Below are 22,153 nucleotides of genomic sequence, written 5' to 3'. Positions count from 1 at the left end.
TTCGGATAAAAGTTTAAAGTGCAGTTAACGCTTTTTAAACCTGTGTCCCAAATAGAAACTATATGAAAAAAAACATACTCCTCCTAAGTTGTGCAGCTATGTCATTAGCGGTTTCAGCACAAATAAAACAAGCGACTCCTGAACTTTTGCAAAAAACAACTTTTCAAACAGGCAGCCCATGGATTCCGCAAATTGATGTTAGGTCGGACATAGCTATTGTTTACGGGACTAATGACCGCCCGGGTATGACATTTGAGCAGCGTGTACAATCATGGCGCGATCATGGCTACCAGACCGCCTTTATGACCGGTATAGCCTGGGGTAATTATGCCGATTTCTTTTTAGGTACATGGGATGGCAAAAACCACCTGGACCTGGCGCAGGTTGAAAAAAACGGCACTGCTATTATGCACGGTCCAAATATACCTTATGTGGTACCTACTGATGTATTTATTGAATATATGAAAACCGCCGTTATGAAACGGGTTATTGATGTAGGTATTAAAGAGATCTTTTTAGAAGAACCCGAGTTTTGGGCACGCGGTGGTTACAGCGTCCATTTTAAAGAAGAATGGCAAAAGTTTTATGGTTTCCCCTGGAAACCACAGGATGAAAGTGCGGAAAATACCTATCTTTCAAGCAAGCTTAAATACCAGTTATATTATAACGCCATCAAACAGGTGTCTGATTACGCAAAGGCTTACGCAAAAAGCAAAGGCATCGACATCAAAATTTATATAGCTACGCACTCATTGGTAAATTACTCGGCGTGGCGCATTGTAAGCCCAGAGGCCAGCCTGGCATCATTGCCCGGGATTGACGGATACATCGCACAGGTATGGACCGGCACTTCGCGCGAAGCCACTTATTTTAACGGCGACCGAAAAGAGCGTGTATTTGAAAACGCGTTTCTTGAATACGGCTCAATGGTATCAATGACCGCGCCTACCAAACGCAAACTTTTCTTTTTAACTGATCCGATTGAAGATGCACGCCGCGACTGGGCCGACTACAAACGCAACTACCAGGCAACCTTTAGCGCTAAATTATTATACCCGGTTGTTGCCAACTATGAAGTTATGCCCTGGCCTGAGCGTATTTATACCGGTAAATACCGCTTAGCCAATAGCGACTCAAGCGTATATATCCCCAAATACTATTCTACCCAAATGCAGATTATGGTAAATTCATTAAACAAAATCCCGGTATCTGCCAATAAAGTAACTGGGGTTAATGGCATTGCTGTTTTAATGAGTAACTCGTTAATGTTTCAGCGTTTCCCTACCCATAACGGTTTTGAAGACCCGCAATTCTCCATTTTTTACGGGCAAACCTTGCCGCTGGTAAAACGCGGTATCCCGGTGCAAACCGTCCATATGGAGAACCTGGGCTATGCTGCTACTTTAAAAGATATTAAGGTGTTGGTGATGAGCTACTCAAACATGAAACCTAATTCCGCCAGCGTGCATGAGCAATTAGCGGCCTGGGTTAAAAAGGGCGGCGTATTAATTTATTGCGGCAAGGATGATGATCCGTACCAATCAGTAATGGAGTGGTGGAACACAAAGGGTAATAATTTTACGGCCCCGTCTCAACACCTGTTTAAATTACTAGGCATCAATGCTGATGGCAGTAAACACAAATATAAAGTTGGTTTGGGTACGGTATATATTATCAGGGAAAACCCTAAAGATTTTGTTATGCAGGCCAATAATGATGGCACTTATTTAGAGGCAATAAAACAAGGTTATGAAACCGACGCCAAAGCAGGCAAACTGATAATAAAAAATAATCTTTATCTGGAACGTGGCCCCTATGATATTATAGCAGTATTAAACGAAAATCCGGATACTAAACCGTATGTGGTTAAAGGCCCCGTTATTGACCTATTTGATCCAAAACTACCGGTTTTGTCAGAGAAGGTGGTAAACCCCGGCGAGCAGTCTTATCTGTTTGATGTAAAACGTGTGGTAAATAAAACCAGGCCACAGATACTGGCGTCGGCATCAAGAGAATATGATGAAAAGATAACGGGCAGGCAATACAGTTTCGTTGCAAAGAGCCCTGTCAATACTTTAAACAGCATGCGGATACTTTTACCTGCAAGGGCTAAAAAAATAACACTTACCGACAGCAAAGGGCAAACAATTACAGACGTACAATCATCATGGGACGCGTTGTCAAACACCCTGTACCTGGGTTATGCTAATAGCCCTGACGGTATACAGGTAAGTTTGAGCTGGTAATTAAACCGATATTTAGTTACTGAAGGAAGATCCGATCAGATCCTCCTTTTTATTTTTTGAGAACGTAAAAATGCATCTTCCTGCGGTTTATAAAGCCCATACTTTCATAAACCTTTATAGCACGCTGATTATCGCATCTTACATGCAGGAAGGGAATATTGCCCTCTGCAATAATGCGGTTTATGTGGTATTGCAGTAACAGTTTGGCGTAACCCTTCCCTGTATGATCAGGGTGTGTACACACCGCGCTGATCTCTGCATAAGGTAATGGAAACATCCGCTGCCCGGCCATAGCTATCAATTTATCGCCTTCAAAAACACCGCGGTAATGGCCAAAATCAATCGTACGAGAAGCAAAGGGCCCCGGGTTGGTAAGCCGCGTTAATTCAAGCATTTGCGGAACGTGTTCCTCTGTCAACGCTACCAGCCCGGTATCATCTATCGCCATTGCACCACCATCATAGATCATCTGTAAACATTTTATCTCATTAAGCACCTGCCATTGTTGAGGTATTTCTATTTCAATTGGCGAGATAAAGATGGCCACATTATCATAATCAGCATCATCATGTAAGAACTCAAAATTACATGCTGAGTTCTCCTTAAATCCAATAAACGCACCAACTTCTTTGTCAAAATATTTTATTTGTTCACTGCCCCTGGCTAAAGACTTGTTGCCTGTAGCCAATGCATTATATGCTGGGTTATCTAATACGTGTTCCATTATTAGCAAACCTATAAAAAAGATGCTGAATGTTGATTGCCGTTTTATTTGCATCAAACTTTTATTGTGTAATTACTGTTGTACAAGCATGAAATACATAACCATAGCTTGTCTTGCTGCTTTAATAATAGCGTCTTGCTCATCGCCCAAAAGCAATACCGCAGGTGCAGATTCTGTAATTAATGAAGAAACCGTTGCTAAAAACACGCCAATAAACAATAACAACCCCGCCGTATATTCTTTATGCTTTTTAAATAGAGAAGGAAAAGACAGTACCAGTATTGAGCTGGTTGTAAGTGGCGACAAAGTAACCGGTACAATGAACTGGCTGCCTTATCAAAAAGATAGCCGCAAAGGCACATTAAATGGCATAATAAAAAACGACGAGTTACTTGCCACCTGGAACTTTATGCAGGAAGGGATGAAGGATACATTAAAGCTGAATTTCCTGTTAAAAGACGGCGAGCTTTCACAAAAACCGCTTAAACAAAACGCTAAAACCGGCCGGCAGCAAACGGACGAATCAGCGGACTATAGTATAAAATATGAGTCGAGTACGAGGTTGCATAAATAATCAGCGGTCGTAAATCTCTCTCATCACCAGGCCCAGCAAAATACCAAAGCCAACACCCAGGCCATGGTGATGCAGTGCTATGCCCGCAGCAAAACCAATAGCAAACCCTGCAATAAATACCGCGTTTTTCTTTCTTTTGATATCCACCAGGTAAAAGTAACAAAACGGTATCATTGAACGATATTAATAGATGGATGCCCTTCATTTTTGATGAAATCATCTTATTACTCTTCCCAACCCAAACTGATCGCCCGCCCTAATCGGCTTACTATCTTTAAAATCAATCTCCAATACCTTTTCACTTTCAACGGTATTATAGTTCTCATCTTTTAAGATGGTTAGTACCTTACGGGTTTTCACATCTATAACTTCGCCACTTGACGGGTAAGCATATTTACCATCCAAAGTAAACGTTACCCAGCCCGGCATATCCTGCAGCGGAATACTGGTTAGCTGCCGGTAAGGCTCAATGCCGCTAAAAATGTGCAGTCGCATGTTTGTACCATCGCACAGCCAAATTTCTTTTTCATCGGGAGTGAGGCCAATACCATGACTGGGGCAGCCGTGCCGCCTGACTGTCCCCTTATCCCAACCCTCAACAACGATCTGTTTAATTCTTTTACCTGTAGTTAAATCGCCAACCTCAAAACCCAGCAGATCATTACAGTTTACAAAAATCCGGGTTTCCCGGCGGTTAACCGTAAACGGACGCACAAAATTACTAAAAGGGCCAACTTCGGCACTGACTGCGTTGGTTTTGGTATCGGCAATTTTTACCGTCGTGTTTTTAATATCCGCCAAGTAACGTGCTTGCCGGATAGCGCATAAATGGTATTATGTGATGCATTGAACCCGTCAAGTCTTTTAATAATAGCACCGGTTTCGCAGTCTATCACATTCCAGTAATGACTTTCTAAAGATGGCAGGTACATCGTTTTGCCATCCGGCGATATCGAAAGGCGATCGCATCCATCCGGGATAGGTTTCTCCCATATTAATTTACCGGTTATCAAATCCACTCGCTGTAAACCCTCCAGCGTAGTTACATATACACTGTGCAACGGAATACTAACCGCTATGCCTTTTATATTTGATGGCTGACCGTTTTTTGGGTGATAGCCCCTAAAGGGAATACGTTTAACAAATTTATGCCCATGGTCAATATCAAATATCAGCAGGCCATGACCGCCGTACCCTAAATAATCACGCACACCCGGTACAGCTGCAAATAAATAACGGCCATTTAAAACAGTTGCCGGCTTTACCGGCACCCGCCAGGCTAAAGCAAAAAACACTACCACACCTAACATAAGCATAGCTGCTAAACGAAGAAGGATTTTCATAACTAATTTATTTTGAGGGTTATATTGGTGATGTTAAGATAGCCATGGATTTTGACAACTGCAAGGATATTAAATTTGATGGCGAGGGGGATTGTGAAAACAAAAAGCATAGTTTTTTTATTTATAAAAGCTATAGATTATATAATTAAATATAGATATAAACTATAGGTTATATAAAATTGCGATATTTTAAAAATGTAAAAAGGCCTATATTCGCATAAAATTAAAAACACAAATCATATATGATTACCATAGGACAAAAATTTCCGGCATTTTCTAAAACAGCTGTAGTTAGTTTAGAAAAAGGAAAAGAATTTGAAACACTAACTTCTGAATTTTTGGTTAATGACGACAACGTTTGGACAGTTATGTTTTGGTGGCCAAAAGATTTTACTTTTGTTTGCCCTACCGAAATTGCGGAGTTTAACAAAAATTATGGCGAGTTCCGTGACCGCGAAACCCGTTTAATAGGCGCATCAACTGATTCTGAGTTTGTGCACGCTGCATGGAGAACCCATCATGATGATCTGCGCGATCTTAAATTCCCGATGTTGGCAGATACCTCAAAATCACTAGCTGAAGAACTGGGCATTTTAGAGCCTAATGAGAAAATTGCTTACCGTGCTACTTTTATTATTGACCCTACAGGCATTGTACGTTGGGTATGTGTTAATGACCTAAGCGTTGGTCGTAACGTTAAAGAAGTATTACGAGTACTTGACGGGTTACAAACCGATGAGCTTTGCCCATGTAACTGGGAAAAAGGCCAGGAAACGTTAACCGTTTAAAAACTTAAAAGATCCCCGATAAAACGGGGATTTTTCATTAAAAAACAAATTATATAAAGATCATGAGCGAAAGCACTGAAGTAATAAATGAACTATTGCAAAGTATAGGCGTTGATACGGTTTATCGTACCGCCAGCCTTACTTTGCTTGAAAATGGCGAATCTCGTTACCTGCGCGATTTAAAACTAAATTTTACCAGTACACTTAAGTCTGAGCATTTAAGCGCTAAAGAGTGTGGTTTACTGGGCCTGGGCGTTGCGGTAAACAATAATAACCTGCCGTTAACTAATTTTTATACTAAATATGCTGCTGAAGAAGGCGCATCCGGTGAAGACATTGCCGAAGCCGCCGCCTGTGCGTCGTTACTGGCATCAAACAATATATTTTACCGTTTCAGGCATTTCACACAAAAGGAGAAATACAGCCAGATACCCGCCCGGATAAGGATGCAGATTATGATGAAACCGGTAACCGGCAAAGAATTTTTTGAATTGATGAGCCTAACCATATCAGCCGTAAATGGCTGCGAAATGTGTGTTAACGCCCATGAAGATTCGCTTATAAAGCTGGGAACTACCGAGGAACGCATTTTTGATGCTGTAAGAATAGCGTCATTAATAACGGCAACCGGAAAAATTATATTCTAAATAGTTGTATTTTTTCAGATATTTATACCTAGATTGTAATAAACCAGGTCATTTTACGTCTAAAATGCATCATGACCTGGTTTAGGTTAGATTTACTATATAAAAATGCGTCACCCCCATGGCCGATAAAAAAATAACCATTCTATACGTAGACGATGAGGAAAATAACTTATTTTCTTTTAAAGCCACTTTTCGTATAAAATATCAGATATATACTGCAATTAGTGGCGATGAGGCACTGAAAGTTCTGGAAGAAAAACCTGTACATATTATTATTACGGACCAGCGCATGCCTAATATGACCGGCGTTGAGTTTTTGGAGAAAGTTATAAGTAAATTTCCCGATCCGATCCGGGTATTACTAACCGGATACGCTGATATGGGTGCGGTTGTAGATGCCGTTAACAAAGGTAAAATATTTCATTACCTGACCAAGCCCTGGAATGAGGAAGAGTTGGATATGACCATTATCCGCGCTTATGAGGCGTACCTTGAAAAACTTAAACTTAAGGAAGAGAATGAAAAACTTGGGACATCAAATGATCAGCTTGAGTTTTTGCTCAGACAAAAGTTATTGTCCTAACTTGTTTACATACTGATACCATATTCATCAATCACTTTATTTAATAGCTCCTTAAGTTCGTCGGCAGTGATAGGTTTGGTTATACGCGCTCTAAAAGAATGATATGAGCTTATTCGGTTGATGTCTGATATTTCTATAGAAGATGTAAGGGCGACAATATAGTATTTATCTTGTATGGCCTGATCCAGTTTTTCAAATGCCTCGACAAATTGAAAACCGTTCATTAGTGGCATGTAGATATCTAAAAAAAGCAATACAACCTTTATACTGTCGTCGTGGCCATCAACCATAATATGTTCTAAAGCCTGCGACGCATCCATAAAGCTCCTGACATGGAAAGCGCTATTTGCATTAGTGATCATTTTACGGGCTATAAAATGATCAAGTTCGGTATCATCAATAACTATAAATGATAATTCCATGCAATTTTATTTAGTAGGTATTGTTACTTTAAAAGTAGTGCCTTTATTTAAAACCGAGTTAACCTCAATTTGTCCATTGAGCTTAAGCAGCGCGCTTTTTACATTGTATAATCCAAAACCTGATCCCGCTTCCTGCGAACTGGCACGGTAAAATAAGTTAAATATCTCGCCCAAGTGATTACCCAGGATACCAATACCTGTATCAGATACCTGTATTGTTGCCACACCTTTATGAACATCAATAGTTAACTCAACCATTTTAGCGTCGGTATTTTTGTTTTGATATTTAAAAGCGTTTGACAACAGGTTGTTAAGAATAAGTTTTAGTGGCACGGTGTCGCTTCTAAATGGTTCGCGCTGATTTATATTTACTTTGAAGCTTATGTTGGCTGTATTGGTAAAAACTTTATAAATATCTTTAAACTCCTCCGTCAATTTTTTAAAATCTATATCGCCTATATGTAACTCGCCACGCTGAAGGCTGTAATAATCATGCATGCTCAGTATATAGGTATCCAGTTTTTTTAATGATTTTTCCATTAAAAAAAGCATCTCCTTCATTTCGGTAATATCATACATTTCGCGGGCTACGTTTATTGCCCCTAAAATACCCGACAGCGGTCCCCGGATATCATGACTTACGCTGTACGCAAATTTATCAAGCTCGCTATAAGCACGCTGTAGCTCCTCATTTTTTACGGAGAGCATAGAATTGGCCTGGTAAAATTTGTTAGCCTCTTCAATGGCCGAAACCAGGTCAGGCTCCATCCAGGGTTTCTTTACAAATCTAAAAATGTTGCCACGGTTTATCGCATCAATTACAGACTCGATATCCGTATAGGCAGTTATCAGTATCCGCATTGGCAGCGGATGGGTGCCACGTATTTCTTCAAAAAACTCAACCCCGGTTGTTATGGGCATACGCTGATCGCAGAATATAACCCTGATATCAGCGTGCTTCTCCAGATGCTCCATAGCTCCGGGAATATTTACTGCAGTGAATACCTGGTAATCTAGCCTTAAAGTAGCTTTAAAACCTGTTAGATTATCCATCTCATCATCTATATACAGTATCTTAATTTTCTCTGCCATTGTGTTGGGTTTTATGTGCAGTTTTAATTGGGTTTATATGTTTGTTAGCGGGTGTGGTCATCAGGCATTTTTTACGTCATAAATCACCGGTATTTTTAAAATAAACTCGGTGCCTTTGCCGGGTTCAGAACTTACAATTATCTGGCCGTTATGCTTTTTAATGGTGTTATAGGCTATGCTCATGCCCAAGCCTGTGCCTTCGCCAACCTCCTTAGTAGTGAAAAATGGCTCAAATACTTTTTTTGCGATTTGATCATCCATCCCTATTCCGTTATCGGCTATTTTAATTACTACGTTTTCGTCCTCAATGCCAGTACTGATTTTTATCTCCCCCCCCTCACTGTCACCAAACTTTTTCTCGATAGCATAAATAGCATTCGAGATGAGGTTTAAAAATACCTGGTTTAGCTTACCTGCAAAACATTCAACCAAAGGCAGTTCCCCAAATTCTTTTTTAATACTTATTCTGTTATTTAACAGGTTATTGGCAACAACCAGGGTTGAATCAAGCCCTTCGTTTAAATTGGTTCTTTTTAGATCATCTTCATCCAGGCGCGAAAATATTTTAAGACCCTTTACTATCTCGGCTGTTCTGGTTGCACCTTCAAAGATACCTTTTATCAGATGACGGATCTCAACTACAAGGTAGTCAAAATCCACCTCTTCTTTATAGTCTTCAATTTGCTTTTGCTTATCTGCTAAAGAAGCATCAGACTTGCTTACCTGCTCAATAGTGTTTATTACTTCTAAAACCAGCTCAACATCACGTTTTAGCGGATTGATGTTTGATGTGACAAAGTTGATCGGGTTATTGATTTCATGAGCTATGCCGGCGGTTAACTGACCCAGTGAAGCCATTTTTTCAGACTCAACCAATTGCGACTGTGCCTGTTTCAAATCTTCGAGAGATTGATTTAACTCATGGGTACGTTCTTCAACCTTTAATTCCAACATTACGTTTTGCTCTCTTATTATGCGTTCATTTTCCTGTAGCGCGATCAGCGTTTCTTCCTGTGACCTTTCTTTCTCGGCTTTAAACACGTTTATCCTGTCGGCAAGAGCGAGGGATAGCAGCGTAACTTCAAAAGCCGTACCCACCTGCATAGTATAGTTGGTAAAATTATTATAGCCCAGTACGCCAAGATTACGCAGCACAAACAGCACCAGGCCGGCCAGGAATATAGTCCAGGCCAAAGCAAAAAATTTGGCGGGCCTGAATCCTTTTATGGAAAGCCTGATTACCGCAACATAAATGCTGACAGACAGACACAACGCCGAAATATCGATTGCCCTATAGCTACTTAATGCATAGCCCAATAACCTCAACACTATAGCTATAAGGTAAAAAACAATTACAATTTTAAATATGTAACCCATTATGGGCATGCGCTCTTTTACACCTAAAAATGAACGCGAAAAATTTAAAAGAGAAATGCCTGCCAAAGCCGGAAAAATGATTATGCATTGATTAAACGCGGCCGGCGCATTAGGAAACAGGAACCGGTAAGTATAGCCGGATAGCGTTGTTTGGGTTAGGCCAATAAATAGGGTATAGGATACATAGTATAAGTAACTGATGTCTCTGGTTGATATGTATACAAAAAGATTATAAAACATCATTACCAGTAGTATACCAACCAGGCATCCCCAAAGCAAATCGTTGGTGAGCTTGCTCTCGGCTATTTTTTGCGGCGTGCCCAGCATTATCGGCAATACCATTTCTTCACCGCTTTGCACTTTTAGATAGTAAGTCACTGTACTGTCAACGGGATTATTAATATCAAAAATAAAATCCTGATGCTTGTACTTCCGTTGTGAAAAAGGGTACTTATCACTTAAGCGCTCAGACTTATATACGCCATTAACGGGGTAATAAAACTCACATATATCCAAAGTCGGGTATTCAAGATTAAGCAGAAGCTGATTACCCGCGCTTTCATTTTTGATAGTAAATTTCAACCAAAAATTAGATCTGCTTAATTGCAGATTTGGTACTGAAGTATGTAACGGAATAAATTTTGACGATTTACGCACCGCGTCTATATTAAGTTTATTAGTAGCGTCTTCTAATACGGCTACATTTTTACCGATAACAATATTTTCACCTTTAAATTCAATAGGTTGTTGCGCATTTGCTGAAGAAGCAAAAAGAAAAACCAGCAGAATTAAATAAAAATTCTTCATTTCAGATTTGTTATTTATCAAATACCAATACTTTGTCTAATGGCAACCGGTGCGATTTTAATACAGGCTCCGCAGCAACAGCAATTTTTGTCAGGAATACTTCTGCACGGTTATCCCCAAGCCCGGTAATCGTGTCAAATTGTTTCCGTAAAGCTGTAAGTTCATTAATAGCCCGGGTATTAAGGCCTTCACCATTACCATGCAATATCCTTGAAAACAAATAAAATGGCGATATAACGGGATGCACTGCCAGGTTAAGGTTAGTGGCTTCCAACCAGAAACGCTCCATTGCCCGGCCTCCTTCAAAAAAATTAGCCAGGCTATATTCAGGCAGGGTGATCATGCATATTGCAGACGCGGTTTTAACAATACGGCGCGCAAGCCCGTCAAAACCTAATCCGCCTTCCAGTTTGTTGATCGTACGTATTACTTTTTCGTTACGGATAATATTAAGCGCGGCAAGTTGCGAGTTGGTGAACCCCAGGGTTTTGGTATCTATACCATCCCGTGTTCGTTCTGCATCTTCTGACGTCCAGCGCATTTCACGACTGATAAAATCATTATGCCCGGCCGGGTTCAATAGCCGGGTGCGATCACATGCGCCAATAATATCACCCAGTTGTTTTAATGTTTCTTCATCCGTAAAAACTTGAAATTTCGCACCGGGTATAGTTTCAGCAATACTGCCCAACTGCTCAAAAACGTTTGTTGCCAATTGCATTTTTGGTGCCGGATTTCTGTTAGTATGGCGTTTATAAATGGCTTTATCCAGGGTAATCAATTTAGAGTCAGGGATTTGAGCTTCACTAAAACAAATGGCAGCAACCAGTCTTTCATTTTTTGTATCAGGCAAAAAGTCGTATGATGTTTGCATGCCTTTTGCCAGTGCATGGATGCTTAGATTTTCGAAAGCGGCGCCGAATGAAATGAATGACGCCGTTTTTTGAAAATCGCCAAATGAGAAGGAACGATACTCGTCATGATAAAGAAACAGTATGCCATTATCACTACGGTATAACCATTTCCATGGTTGATCATTACCGGTTGATGGCGCCGCGCAGGCCGCATTAACTAACTCAGTAATAGTGGCGTTATCTAAGACAAGCCGACCTGCCTCTTTATTAGGCTTGTATTGCCTGGCCAGGGAGCTCATTTCGTTCCGCTGCATGGGCGAGAATGGATTAGATGGCACTTCGCTCGCAAATACGTCAGGGGTTTTATCACTAACAATTTCATCCAGGTCAATATAATACCTGCCCGAGTCATGAAACTGATCCAATAAGATGCGCCTGCAAACATCGGCACCAATGGCACCACCCAGCACCACTGAACTAGCCAATTGAGGCCAGGTGTTGATAGTTTGTTCAACCTCAATCATTGAAGCTTTTATACGCAATGATACGTTTTCAATACCCAGCATTTGCAAAATGATAGGTATTTTCTCTTCATTTGTCAATTCTTTTATGGTTGATGTGTCTACACCTTCAACTGCGCCGTGTAATATCGGGCGGTCAGGCTCAAGGTCAAAGCGCTCTACGTCAAGCATGCCGCGGTCGCTGGTATCCATTACTACCGGAATCATGAGCGCCCTTGCTTTTACACGTGAATTTATTTTGATATCCAGTCCGTCGCACTCATCCACTAAAATATCTAGCTTGCCATTCTTTAAAAAGAAATCATCCATATTTTCCTCAGTAAGACCTTCAAAAAAACAGGTTATTTTAAGATAGGGGTCTATCTCTGCAATCTCACGGGCGGTAACCACTACTTTAGGCAGACCCAGGCTATGTACCCCGGCCCTAATGCGATTAAGGTTGCTCAGTTCCAGCTCATCAAAATCAGCCAGCCGCAATTCACCAAAACCACGTTCCATCGCTAGGGTTAGTGCTATGGATTGCCCTACTGACAGGCCAATAATACCGATCCGTTTGGTGCCCAATATATCGCGCTCCGCACGTGTAATTTTGTATTGATTACGATTGGTGCGTACTTCAACAAATTCGTCTTCATCAAGAATATGTACCAGTCGCTGGCTCCACGGATAGTAAGCCCATACGCCATATTCATCAATATTGGTTCCGTTTAAAAAGTCATTAATACGTTGGGGGTATTCTTCTAAGGATATTTTTATCGAAGGATTTCGGCCTTTAATCAGTTCCTGCAGCTGAGTAAACATTTCGTCAATAACAAAGGTTACTTTTCCTGCAGCCAGCAAGGTATCAAAAACTTGCTTGTCGGCGGCATTATTAAGCCGCATTAACTGCGGCGCGTGGATTTGCTTTAATTGGCCGGAGTTAACCAGCAAGGTTGCTAAATTTTCCATTATATTATTATTACAGCCATTATTCTGGTAAAGGCTTACTGTATGTGTGCTTTATATAAAATCCCAGTCTTTATGTTCAACACGAGGCTTTTGTCTGTTTTTTTCAGCATTGGCTATGGTCTCATTCAAGTCCCATTTATCAAGATTAGGTATCAGGGTTTGGTAATGTATGGTTATTTTTTTACCCCGCAATTCTTCAATGCGCACGGTATTTAAATTTTCACGTACCCGGATAATAGCATCCCGGTCCTCCTGCTGCGCTTTGCTTAATACAGGCACGTCTTTCAACAACATGGTAGTCGCGATTAAGTCAAGTTTTGGATAATAAAATGTACCACCATTACCAATACTAGCTTCGAGCTCCATTCCAACAGCTGCAACCGGCTTTACGGTATAAGGCGCGCACAACGCAAAAAGCGACTGCAACCCGATCTGATGAGCTATTGCCACCGCGGCGCGTATTAAAAAAATACTACCGACACCATATCCGGCAATTTCTCTTGAGTTCCACAATCCGCAAAGTTCGCCGGTGCCGTATTGCGCGTATTTCCAAACCAGGTTATATATGTTTTTATCCATGGCACATGTTGCCTGTTCAATAGGCAATGGTTCTGTACCGCCAGATACATGAACACGGGCTCCTCCAAATATGCGCTGGCCGTCTAATGATTCAACAACTATTACAAACGCAGCCGGATTATTTACCCATTCATTTTTACTATAGGACACTTTGGTGACGCCTATATTGGTTAAAACATGGGTGTGACCTTCAATAAACAGTGCGCAAGTTTGCGGTTCGTCAATAGCTCTGAACGCCCTAAGCCTGACTTCGGGGTTTTCTTTGCTTATACCACCACCCATTTGTTGTTTTTAATAAAGCACATTAATAGTATCAATTAAAAGGTAAGCCTTAAAACGGCAAAGCAATCAACTATGTTACAGTACAAACACTTCAAAATCAATCTGGATTAAAGGAGTATTTTTTTTGCAAATTGCTTATAGGTTTAATTACCGAAATTTAGTGATATTTCAGCAAAAAATCCCGCACAAAAAAACTTTAATTAAGCTAGAAATGCAATTATTTGAGGTCAAATATTTAATATATTGTTAATCGTTATTAAATTAACTTTCAATTAAATACGGGTAATAAATAGCTTATATAAATTAATTAAATTTATTTTATTTCTTATTATACGGTTAAAACATAATTACCGTTATTGCCTGTAATTGTGCAATTTGCACGCGACCGTAAATTATAAGGATGAAAAAAAACTACCCAAATCATTTTCCGGTGTTGCTGGGAACACTATTTTTAATACTATTTGCGACATCCTGTAAAAAAGAGCCTAAATTCAATCCCACGGTTTCCGAACCGGTTAATTATGCCAGGCTTGGGTTATATGAGCAGGTCAGCGGCAATAACAGACGCATTTTTATAGCGGTTCCAAAACTGGGTGACGTGACTACTATAAATTACGGCCTGGTGTTTGACACCGGATCAACCGGAATGACGATTGATGCCGACGGGATCATTCCGGCCTCTATGATCAGTGCAAATGGTTTTGTATTTACGGGTGACTCTGTAAATGTAAACGGCATTACCATTACTTCGCAGCAATCAACAATTACTTATGGCGGGATTGACGGCGCCATACAGGAGTATGGTAACCTGGCTTATGCCAAAGTAACCATTGGCGACGGAAATGGCAGCACAGTAACACCCCGTATACCTATATTTTTATACTACAAAATTGTTAATTTAAATAATGGACAGCAACTTGCCGCGCACTCGGCCGATGTTTTTGGCGTAGCGTCCGGCGTAATGGCTAACAGCAGAAAGATAGCCAGCCCTTTAAGCTATTTTAAACTTGCGGATAACGTTACAAGCGGTTTCCGGTTGGCAATGTTAAATTCAGCAAATTTCGAGACAACAGCCACGTATACGCCGGGCCTATTATACATTGGGTTAACACCTGCCGAACTTAATTCTTCAGGGTTTATAATGCACCCGCTTACTTACAATGCAATAAGCGGCTACTCGCCCAACATTTCGTCATCCATAACTTATAACGGAAAAACCATACCCGGCACAATTTTATTTGACACCGGTACCCCAACCACAACTATTGTTGAGGATGCTACTGCTGCCAGCAATTCGGCTGCCCTGCCTGTTAATAGCGCGGTATCTATAACAACAGGGCAAGGGTTTAATTATCAATATACAACCACCAGTAATTTTAATTTAACCCAGGTTGAAAACCCATCATACTCAAAAGACAACCGAACTATTTTTAGTATAGATTTTTTTCTGAGTAATGAATACCTGCTCGATTATACCAATAACCGCATCGGGTTAAAAAATAATTAGCCTCACAAAATGCACCTTGCACTACTTGACCATATGCGCAAATATGTAACCATCACTGATGAGGAAGCCACACTTATTTGTACAAAACTTAAAGCATCAACCTTAAAGAAAAAAGATTTTTTACTACAGCCCGGCAAAGTGTGCCGGGCCAATTATTTTGTAAGTAAAGGATTACTGCGCCTGTATTTTATTAATAAAAAAGAGCAGGAGCAAATTACTCAATTTGGTTTGGAGGGATGGTGGATAACCGATTATGACAGCCTTGATACCCAAAAGCCGTCGCGTTTTTATATCCAGGCGGTTGAAGATGCCGAAGTTATTGCCTGGGACAAAACCGTACAGGAAGAATTAACACAATCCTTCCCACAGTTAGAAACTTATTTCAGAAAAATTTTACAGCGGGCCTATGCTGCGGCGCAACGCCGCATCGAATACATCTATTCTTACAGTGATGAAGAACGTTACAGAAATTTCAGCACTAACTTCCCCGGCTTCGTACAACGCGTGCCGCAATATATGCTTGCTTCATACCTGGGTTTTACTCCGCAGTTTTTAAGTAAGATACGAGCCAAAAAATAACTACCCGCGATGATTTCTTAATCGTGATTAACTTTTGCCATTCCTTTTATGCTCAACTTTGCCTGTACAAAAACATACGATCATGAGTAACAGAATAAACGTATTGCAATCAGAGCCCGATGCTTATAAAGCCATAATGGGTTTAGAAAATTACATTGTAAACAGCGGCATCAGCAAAACGCATTTAGAGTTAATAAAAATTCGCGCTTCACAAATAAATGGCTGCGCCTATTGCCTGGATATGCATACCCGCGATGCCCGTAAAGCCGGTGAAACAGAACAACGCATTTATGTTTTAAATGCCTGGCGCGACACTTCATTTTTTACGGAAGAAGAAAAAGCCATACTTGCTCTGACTGAAGAAGTAACTCTTATCAGCAAGGGCGGCGTAGCCGACCAAACTTACCAGCAAGCTGCAGCCCTTTTTGATGGGCATTACCTGGCTAAGGTTATCATGGCTATTACCGTAATTAACGCATGGAACAGGATTAGCATAAGCGCCCGCCTGGAACCAAAGAAGGAAGCCTTAAATGCCTGACCCGATATTGCGGGTAGGCTACCCGCAATATTTATCTTACTTATTAGCCTGATATATAACTATCTATAAAAGCCTGATGCACTGTCTGAATAATTAATTGGTAAAAAAACGCTGAACCCGCCACAAAACAAATTATTCCTAATTTGCGTAAGAGTCTTAATAAGAGCCTGATTAACACCGTTTAAGTATTGATTATCATTTAAACAGGCGTGGCCGGCTTTTTACGACATTTTATAATTTGTGGTAAGTAAAACATTTGCTTATCATTATAGTTTTATATATGTTCACACAACTAGTTTTAGGCAATGAGTAATACCAAACGGAAGATCATCGTATTTGATGATGATGAAGACATTCTGTCGATCTGCAATTATATTTTGGAAGAAAAAGGGTGGGAAGTGCATACGTTTACAGATTGCAATGCCATAACCGAACGGGTGTCTGGTATAATGCCGGATGTAATACTGATGGACAACTGGATACCGGATGCCGGAGGCATTATTGCTACACAAACCCTGAAAAATACAGAGGCCCTGAAAAATATCCCGGTTATCTATTTCTCTGCAAATAGCGATATCCAGTTATTGGCAAGCCATGCCGGTGCCGAAACTTACCTTGCCAAACCATTTGATCTTGAAGAACTGGAACGCGTAATAAGTACGGTAGCTTAAATCTATATATTTATAAAAAAGAATCCCCTCCCGGTAAACAGGAGGGGATTCTTTTTTATCCGCTTTTTTTGTAAGGCCCGGGTTAATTGAAACCTCCGCCGCCGCCATTCCCCCCGCCGAAACCGCCACCACCACCGCGCTGACGATCGCCGCCGCCACGGGGACGATCACCCCCGGGCCCGTCACCTCTGCCATCCTGAGTTGGGGCGCGGCCCGCAAATTTTTGAAGACGTAATGCAAAAGTTATCATATAATAACGGCCCAACCTGTTAACGCTGGTTTGTGTAACGCTCGCTCCGTCGGACGTTACCGAAAAACCGGTGTTTTGGTTAAACAAGTCTACGGCAGCTAAGCGTATTGTAGCCCTGTTTTGTGCCAGGAACCTGCGCTCTAAATACACGCTTAAAATATTGGGATTGGTTACCGGTATAGTGTAGCCGGAATTTAATTGTTTAGTATAATCATAACTGAACGTCCAGTCGCCAAAGTAATTTTTTCCGGTAAGGCCTAAATTTAACGACCTGACATTGGTGTTTTGCAACAATGAGCTATTGCCTGTTAATGAGTTATCAGTTTTGCTGATGGAGTAATTTGCACTGGCCTGCGCATCAATAACATTGGTAATATCTAACCTAAAGCGCATGCCCGGTGTAAAGGTTAATGTTTTTGACAGATTTCTTTGAGTGGCCGAAGTGACATTGTTAACATCAACACTGTCAACAAAGTTAGGGTACTTGGTATAAGTAATATTTCCGTTAAATATCAATGTATACTTACGCTCGTCCCACGGTTTCGAATACAAACCTTGTGCTGAAGCCGAATAATAACCGTCTGAATTTAAATAGCGGGTTAAAGTTGCGTTCCTGAAATTTTTCAAATCAGGATTTGCCGCGATCACTGCCGGACTCAAATTTCTGTAAGTAGTGGTACGCGTTGCTACATAATCATTGATCTGGTTAAACTGCGCATTTAAAAATAAAATGTTTCCTGAGGCAATACCAAACGAGTTATAGCGGATTGAAAAATTATTAACAAACTGTTGTTTCAGGTCGGGGTTACCCTGTACCGGGTATGAAGCGCTTGAAAGATCAACAACCGGTTGCAACTGGTTAAATGATGGCTGGCTGCTTGAACCGTTATAGTTAAGGCTAAAAGTTTCATTTCTTGAAAAATTATAAATGAAACGGGCAGTTGGGATATAGTTTAACTGGCTGACATGGGTATTGATGTTATTGGTTATTGAGCGGCCATCCAATACTGAGGGCTGTACGCCAATACCTAAGGTATAATTGTACTTGGTATCAATAACCCTGAAGTTTAAACCCAACCTGTTGGTTACAAAGGTATAATTATAGTTATTGCTAAGCCTCGCATAATAATCTAGTGTATTGGCTGTATTTAGCGTATCAGTTTCTTTATCATTTGAAGTATAAGAATGGCTATAAGTATAGTTTAACTCCAGGTAAGATATTTTACCGATAGGCTCTAAATAAGATAAGTTACCGCCAAAGGTGCTGGTATGATTATCGGTATTAATAACCTGGTACAGCGGCACGTTGGGTGCGCCTACAGTATAGTTAAGAACCGGATTACTGTACGAGTTGGTTTTACCGGTGCTTGCATTTAAGTATAAACTAAAATTACGCCCTCGTTTTTCAAACCTGTGATTATATAATGCATTAATGCCAAAGCTTGGCGCGGTCGAGTTGCTTAAAATATTGGTTTTATATGCCTGGCTTATTACATTATTGCTACGGTAATTTACATCTTCAAGTGAGGATGAATTGGTGCCTGCATAAGTAAAGGTTGGCGATATTTTCAGATAGTTAACGGTATCGGGCTTGTACTCCAGGTTAAAATTAAAACGGTGGTTAACCGGGTTATCATTAGCCGAGGTCTGGTTGGTATTTGTCGTACCCGAACCATTGTTGGTACGCAATGTATTGGTAGTTGTAAAAGTTGAGTTATCAGAAAAACTGTAGCTCCCATAAACGGAGATGTATTTACCCCACTGGTCGCGATAATTGGTACCAATTGCACGGGCAATAGTAATACCGTCTTTAGTGCTGGCTAAACCGGTGTTACCACCACGCGGGCCTCCGCCACGGCCGCCACCTCCACCTCCACCGCCATTACCACCACCGTTGCCGCCATTACCACCTCCGCCGCCACTACCAAAATTGAAAGTATTGGTATTGGTATTGTTGATATTACCCAAAACGGTTAATTGCCTGTTTCCTTTAAAATTAAAAAAGTTAACAGATCCTATATACCGGTTATTATTTTCAACGCCCGGCGCTTTTGGCAAAGCATCTTCACCATCACCGGCAGTTGCCTGTAAAGAGTAGCCATAGTTTTTGTCAGACCTGATGGTAAAGTTTAATATCTTGTTAGGCTCGCCGGTTTTAACACCGGTTAAATTGGCCTGATCGCCGTAATCATCAATTATCTGTACGCTTTCCAGGATATCAGCAGGTATGTTTTTTGTGGCCGATTGCACGTCGCCGCCCATAAAATCTTTCCCATTAATCCGTATTTTAGTAATGCTTTTACCCTGTGCGCTAACGTTGCCATTTGCGTCAACATCAACACCCGGCATCTTTTTTAACACATCTTCAACAGGCGCATTTTCACGTACCGGATAGGCTGCTATTTTATAGTCAATCGTATCTTCTTTAAATTTTATAGGGTTAACTCCTACAATCGTAACTTCTTTTAATTGCTTGCTTTCGCTTTTTAAAATTATCGGCGGGATCACAAACGTATTATTGTCAGTTGGCGAGAAAGTATAATGTTTTATAACAGCCTGGTAACCAAAAGAGGATATATAAAGCGTTATCTTACTGCCTTTAATATTAGAAAAACTGAACTTTCCGTCCGCGTCTGTAGCTATTTGTGTGCTATCGCCCAGGTCTGTTTTTAACTTTACAGCACTACCTGGCAGGGTTTGCTTTGTAGAGTCTATAAGCACTCCCTGGACACCGCGGCCCGTTTGCGCATAAGAGTGCCCGACAAATAAGAAGATAAAAATTAAGGGTATAAATATAGATTTCATAAAGTTTAGATGTACGCTGTTTTTGTTAATAATTCAATTGCTTAAGACTTTGCAAAGGTTCAATTTATATTACGTTTAAATTTCTATTTAATACTATTGTTACATAATTAGGGGCCAATAGTTCTGTTAATCCCATGATTGTTACATTTATCACTCTATAAATCACTACATTGCATTGCAATTGATAGAAAATATGTCAGTTAGCGCTTTCAAATTCCTCGTCAACACTCTCGCGAAGATCATATAATAACCACTGTTTTTGGGCGATAGCTTTTGTCTTTGATTTAAGCAGGTTAATAAAATCGGCTACCCCTACCGGCTCGTTGCCGTTACCATGGATCAGCACGATACTACCCGCCTGGGGCTGTTGTCCCTTAGCCAGCCAGGCATCGGTGCCGATGGGTATTAATCCGAAATCGGTTATGCGTTTCACCAGTTGCTGATCAGACACCAACCCGGGGAATCTAAAGAAAACCGAGGGCAGTAACCCGTTTTTTAACATCGCTTTTTCGGTTTCCAGAACTTCATAAGTTATGTCCGTACCCGCCTCCAGTAAAAAATTTTCTTTTAGCGGCAGTGTTTTGCTAACGCGATGATTAAAGGAGTGGTTGATCCAGGTGATATAGATCTCGCCCTTTTGTTCCATCTGTTTCAGCCATTCCAGGTCGCGTGGGTGCTGGCGCATCCAAATGCCGGTAATTGATAGTGCAATGGGCGCAGGCTTTTCCACTTTTTGAAACTCAGTAAAAATGTCGGTAAAGATCCTCTTATCCAGCGGCCGGTGTGACGGGCAAAGATCTGCCGTTAAACTAATCCCGCTTTCTTTGGGCATCCCCATTTCTATCCCCGCATCCTGAATCATTACCGATCGTTTTTCAGCTTTGGCTAATGCCCTTTGGTAGGGGGTGCCTTTAAAAAAGCTACGGGCGGCATCCATAGTCATGGTTTTAACCTGGTAAAAATTGGTTTCATCAATTTTAGTTTGCAGGGTTTGCGGGTTTACCATCAAAAAATACTGTCGGCCCTGGTTTTCAAACCGGCGCAGTATCATCCAATCCTGCGGGAAATGTTTGGCCCAGCCATAGTATACTTTATAATTCTCAATTTTTAAATAATTGGCCTGTGCACCGGCTGTTAATGAAACCGAGGACAGACAGCTAAAGGCCAGCAAATATTTTATCACAGTTTTCATTGTGCTGTTGCAACTAAATCCGGTTAAAAATGTTTGGTCTATTAATTAACTAATAGTGATATTTGATTTTTTTAAGCTGATTACTACATGACCCGATTATCCGTAAATATCAATAAAATCGCAACCCTGCGTAATTCGCGCGGCGGTAACAACCCTGATCTGATAAAAGTAGCGCTAGACTGCGAGCGTTTCGGCGCGCAGGGTATAACAGTACATCCGCGCCCGGATGAAAGGCATATCCGCTATAATGATGTTTTCGAGCTAAAAAAAATAGTCACCACCGAGTTTAACATTGAGGGCAATTGCCAGGAGCAAAAATTTATAGACCTGGTATTGGCCAACAAGCCCGAGCAGGTTACCCTGGTACCCGATGTGCTGGGACAGATCACCTCAAATCACGGTTGGGACACGCTTAAAAACCAGCAGTATTTAAAAGATATGATCGCGGTATTTAAAAATGCGGGCATCCGTGTTTCTATTTTTGTTGATCCGGTAGTTGAAATGGTTGAAGCCGCCGCCACAACTGGCACAGACAGGATAGAACTATACACCGAAGCTTACGCCCACCAATATCACCAGGATAAGGCTGCCGCCATTGCACCTTACATTAAGGCTGCGGAAGCGGCGCATAAAGCCGGCTTAGGCATTAATGCCGGGCACGATCTGGACCTGGGCAATCTCAAATATTTCGCCGAAAATATTCCCGCTCTGGACGAGGTAAGCATAGGCCACGCATTGATAACCGATGCCTTGTATTATGGGTTGGAAAACACCATACAAATGTATTTGCGCCAGTTAGTTTAATATAGTTTGAATCGTTCAAA

The 22,153-nt window shown here is 41.0% G+C and carries 21 protein-coding genes; 10 read left to right on the top strand and 11 right to left on the bottom strand.

Going from position 1 to position 22,153, the window contains the following annotated elements; genetic code table 11:
* Window positions 1-62: 62 nt before the first annotated feature.
* Window positions 63-2,246, top strand: a complete 2,184-nt coding sequence (locus tag LJ658_RS17930; RefSeq protein ID WP_230547924.1) for a hypothetical protein — start codon at window positions 63-65, stop codon at window positions 2,244-2,246.
* Window positions 2,247-2,295: 49 nt separating this feature from the next.
* On the opposite strand, the gene LJ658_RS17925 is transcribed toward LJ658_RS17930, so the two are convergent.
* Window positions 2,296-2,970, bottom strand: a complete 675-nt coding sequence (locus LJ658_RS17925; RefSeq protein ID WP_230547923.1) for a GNAT family N-acetyltransferase — start codon at window positions 2,968-2,970, stop codon at window positions 2,296-2,298.
* Between the two features lie 88 nt (window positions 2,971-3,058).
* On the opposite strand from LJ658_RS17925, the gene LJ658_RS17920 reads away from it, so the two are divergent.
* The gene (locus LJ658_RS17920; RefSeq protein ID WP_230547922.1) at window positions 3,059-3,544 is read left to right on the top strand and encodes a hypothetical protein; all 486 of its coding nucleotides are present in this window, start codon (window positions 3,059-3,061) and stop codon (window positions 3,542-3,544) included.
* Here LJ658_RS17920 and LJ658_RS17915 read toward each other — a convergent pair whose 3' ends face one another.
* Genes LJ658_RS17915 through LJ658_RS17905 form a run of 3 tightly spaced genes read right to left on the bottom strand, consistent with a single transcriptional unit; the run spans window position 3,545 to window position 4,887 of the window.
* Window positions 3,545-3,718, bottom strand: coding sequence for a hypothetical protein (locus LJ658_RS17915; RefSeq protein ID WP_230547921.1), 174 nt, complete (start codon window positions 3,716-3,718; stop codon window positions 3,545-3,547).
* A 42-nt stretch (window positions 3,719-3,760) separates the two neighbouring features.
* A complete protein-coding gene (locus LJ658_RS17910; protein ID WP_230547920.1) occupies window positions 3,761-4,345 on the bottom strand; it encodes a YncE family protein in 585 nt (194 codons plus the stop codon).
* Window positions 4,318-4,887 carry a YncE family protein gene (locus LJ658_RS17905; protein ID WP_230547919.1) on the bottom strand — a complete coding sequence of 190 codons (570 nt, stop codon included), beginning with the start codon at window positions 4,885-4,887 and terminating at the stop codon, window positions 4,318-4,320. The genes LJ658_RS17910 and LJ658_RS17905 overlap by 28 nt, the downstream gene beginning before the upstream one ends.
* A 242-nt stretch (window positions 4,888-5,129) precedes the next feature.
* Here LJ658_RS17905 and LJ658_RS17900 point away from each other — a divergent pair, with 242 nt between their 5' ends.
* From LJ658_RS17900 to LJ658_RS17890, 3 genes are all read left to right on the top strand, one after another.
* Complete coding sequence (locus tag LJ658_RS17900) at window positions 5,130-5,675, top strand: peroxiredoxin (RefSeq protein WP_230547918.1); 546 nt, start codon at window positions 5,130-5,132, stop codon at window positions 5,673-5,675.
* A gap of 62 nt (window positions 5,676-5,737) precedes the next feature.
* The gene (locus LJ658_RS17895; RefSeq protein ID WP_230547917.1) at window positions 5,738-6,322 is read left to right on the top strand and encodes a carboxymuconolactone decarboxylase family protein; all 585 of its coding nucleotides are present in this window, start codon (window positions 5,738-5,740) and stop codon (window positions 6,320-6,322) included.
* Between the two features lie 118 nt (window positions 6,323-6,440).
* The gene (locus LJ658_RS17890; RefSeq protein WP_230547916.1) at window positions 6,441-6,905 is read left to right on the top strand and encodes a response regulator; all 465 of its coding nucleotides are present in this window, start codon (window positions 6,441-6,443) and stop codon (window positions 6,903-6,905) included.
* A 5-nt stretch (window positions 6,906-6,910) separates the two neighbouring features.
* Here the strand turns inward: LJ658_RS17890 and LJ658_RS17885 are convergent, their stop codons facing one another.
* The 5 genes from LJ658_RS17885 to LJ658_RS17865 are packed head-to-tail and all read right to left on the bottom strand — an operon-like array spanning window position 6,911 to window position 13,787.
* Window positions 6,911-7,327 (bottom strand): response regulator, encoded by a 417-nt coding sequence (locus LJ658_RS17885; protein WP_230547915.1) that lies wholly within the window; start codon window positions 7,325-7,327, stop codon window positions 6,911-6,913.
* A 6-nt stretch (window positions 7,328-7,333) separates the two neighbouring features.
* Complete coding sequence (locus LJ658_RS17880) at window positions 7,334-8,419, bottom strand: hybrid sensor histidine kinase/response regulator (RefSeq protein WP_230547914.1); 1,086 nt, start codon at window positions 8,417-8,419, stop codon at window positions 7,334-7,336.
* Between the two features lie 60 nt (window positions 8,420-8,479).
* Window positions 8,480-10,603: a 7TM diverse intracellular signaling domain-containing protein gene (locus LJ658_RS17875; RefSeq protein ID WP_230547913.1), complete on the bottom strand. Its 2,124-nt coding sequence runs from the start codon at window positions 10,601-10,603 to the stop codon at window positions 8,480-8,482.
* A 10-nt stretch (window positions 10,604-10,613) separates the two neighbouring features.
* Window positions 10,614-12,926, bottom strand: a complete 2,313-nt coding sequence (locus LJ658_RS17870; RefSeq protein WP_230547912.1) for an Rv1355c family protein — start codon at window positions 12,924-12,926, stop codon at window positions 10,614-10,616.
* A 51-nt stretch (window positions 12,927-12,977) separates the two neighbouring features.
* Window positions 12,978-13,787: a hypothetical protein gene (locus LJ658_RS17865; protein WP_230547911.1), complete on the bottom strand. Its 810-nt coding sequence runs from the start codon at window positions 13,785-13,787 to the stop codon at window positions 12,978-12,980.
* Window positions 13,788-14,187: 400 nt separating this feature from the next.
* Here LJ658_RS17865 and LJ658_RS17860 point away from each other — a divergent pair, with 400 nt between their 5' ends.
* The 4 genes from LJ658_RS17860 (at window position 14,188) to LJ658_RS17845 (ending at window position 17,082) form a co-directional block, all read left to right on the top strand.
* On the top strand, window positions 14,188-15,294 hold the full coding sequence (locus tag LJ658_RS17860; RefSeq protein ID WP_230547910.1) for a hypothetical protein: 1,107 nt from the start codon (window positions 14,188-14,190) through the stop codon (window positions 15,292-15,294).
* Window positions 15,295-15,303: 9 nt separating this feature from the next.
* Window positions 15,304-15,873 carry a Crp/Fnr family transcriptional regulator gene (locus LJ658_RS17855; protein ID WP_230547909.1) on the top strand — a complete coding sequence of 190 codons (570 nt, stop codon included), beginning with the start codon at window positions 15,304-15,306 and terminating at the stop codon, window positions 15,871-15,873.
* 82 nt (window positions 15,874-15,955) lie between these two features.
* On the top strand, window positions 15,956-16,411 hold the full coding sequence (locus tag LJ658_RS17850; RefSeq protein ID WP_230547908.1) for a carboxymuconolactone decarboxylase family protein: 456 nt from the start codon (window positions 15,956-15,958) through the stop codon (window positions 16,409-16,411).
* A gap of 305 nt (window positions 16,412-16,716) precedes the next feature.
* The gene (locus LJ658_RS17845; RefSeq protein WP_230547907.1) at window positions 16,717-17,082 is read left to right on the top strand and encodes a PleD family two-component system response regulator; all 366 of its coding nucleotides are present in this window, start codon (window positions 16,717-16,719) and stop codon (window positions 17,080-17,082) included.
* A gap of 82 nt (window positions 17,083-17,164) precedes the next feature.
* Here the strand turns inward: LJ658_RS17845 and LJ658_RS17840 are convergent, their stop codons facing one another.
* Window positions 17,165-20,137 (bottom strand): outer membrane beta-barrel protein, encoded by a 2,973-nt coding sequence (locus tag LJ658_RS17840; RefSeq protein ID WP_230547906.1) that lies wholly within the window; start codon window positions 20,135-20,137, stop codon window positions 17,165-17,167.
* Between the two features lie 196 nt (window positions 20,138-20,333).
* Window positions 20,334-21,329 carry a polysaccharide deacetylase gene (locus tag LJ658_RS17835; protein WP_230547905.1) on the bottom strand — a complete coding sequence of 332 codons (996 nt, stop codon included), beginning with the start codon at window positions 21,327-21,329 and terminating at the stop codon, window positions 20,334-20,336.
* Window positions 21,330-21,416: 87 nt separating this feature from the next.
* Between LJ658_RS17835 and LJ658_RS17830 the strand changes: the two genes are divergently transcribed.
* Window positions 21,417-22,133, top strand: coding sequence for a pyridoxine 5'-phosphate synthase (locus tag LJ658_RS17830; RefSeq protein ID WP_230547904.1), 717 nt, complete (start codon window positions 21,417-21,419; stop codon window positions 22,131-22,133).
* Window positions 22,134-22,153: the final 20 nt, after the last annotated feature.

Origin of the sequence: Mucilaginibacter sp. UR6-11, assembly GCF_020880695.1 — a bacterium.
Classification (GTDB): Bacteria; Bacteroidota; Bacteroidia; order Sphingobacteriales; family Sphingobacteriaceae; genus Mucilaginibacter.
The sequence above is the reverse complement of the archived record's forward strand: the minus strand, read 5'-3'. Positions and strand labels throughout refer to the sequence as shown.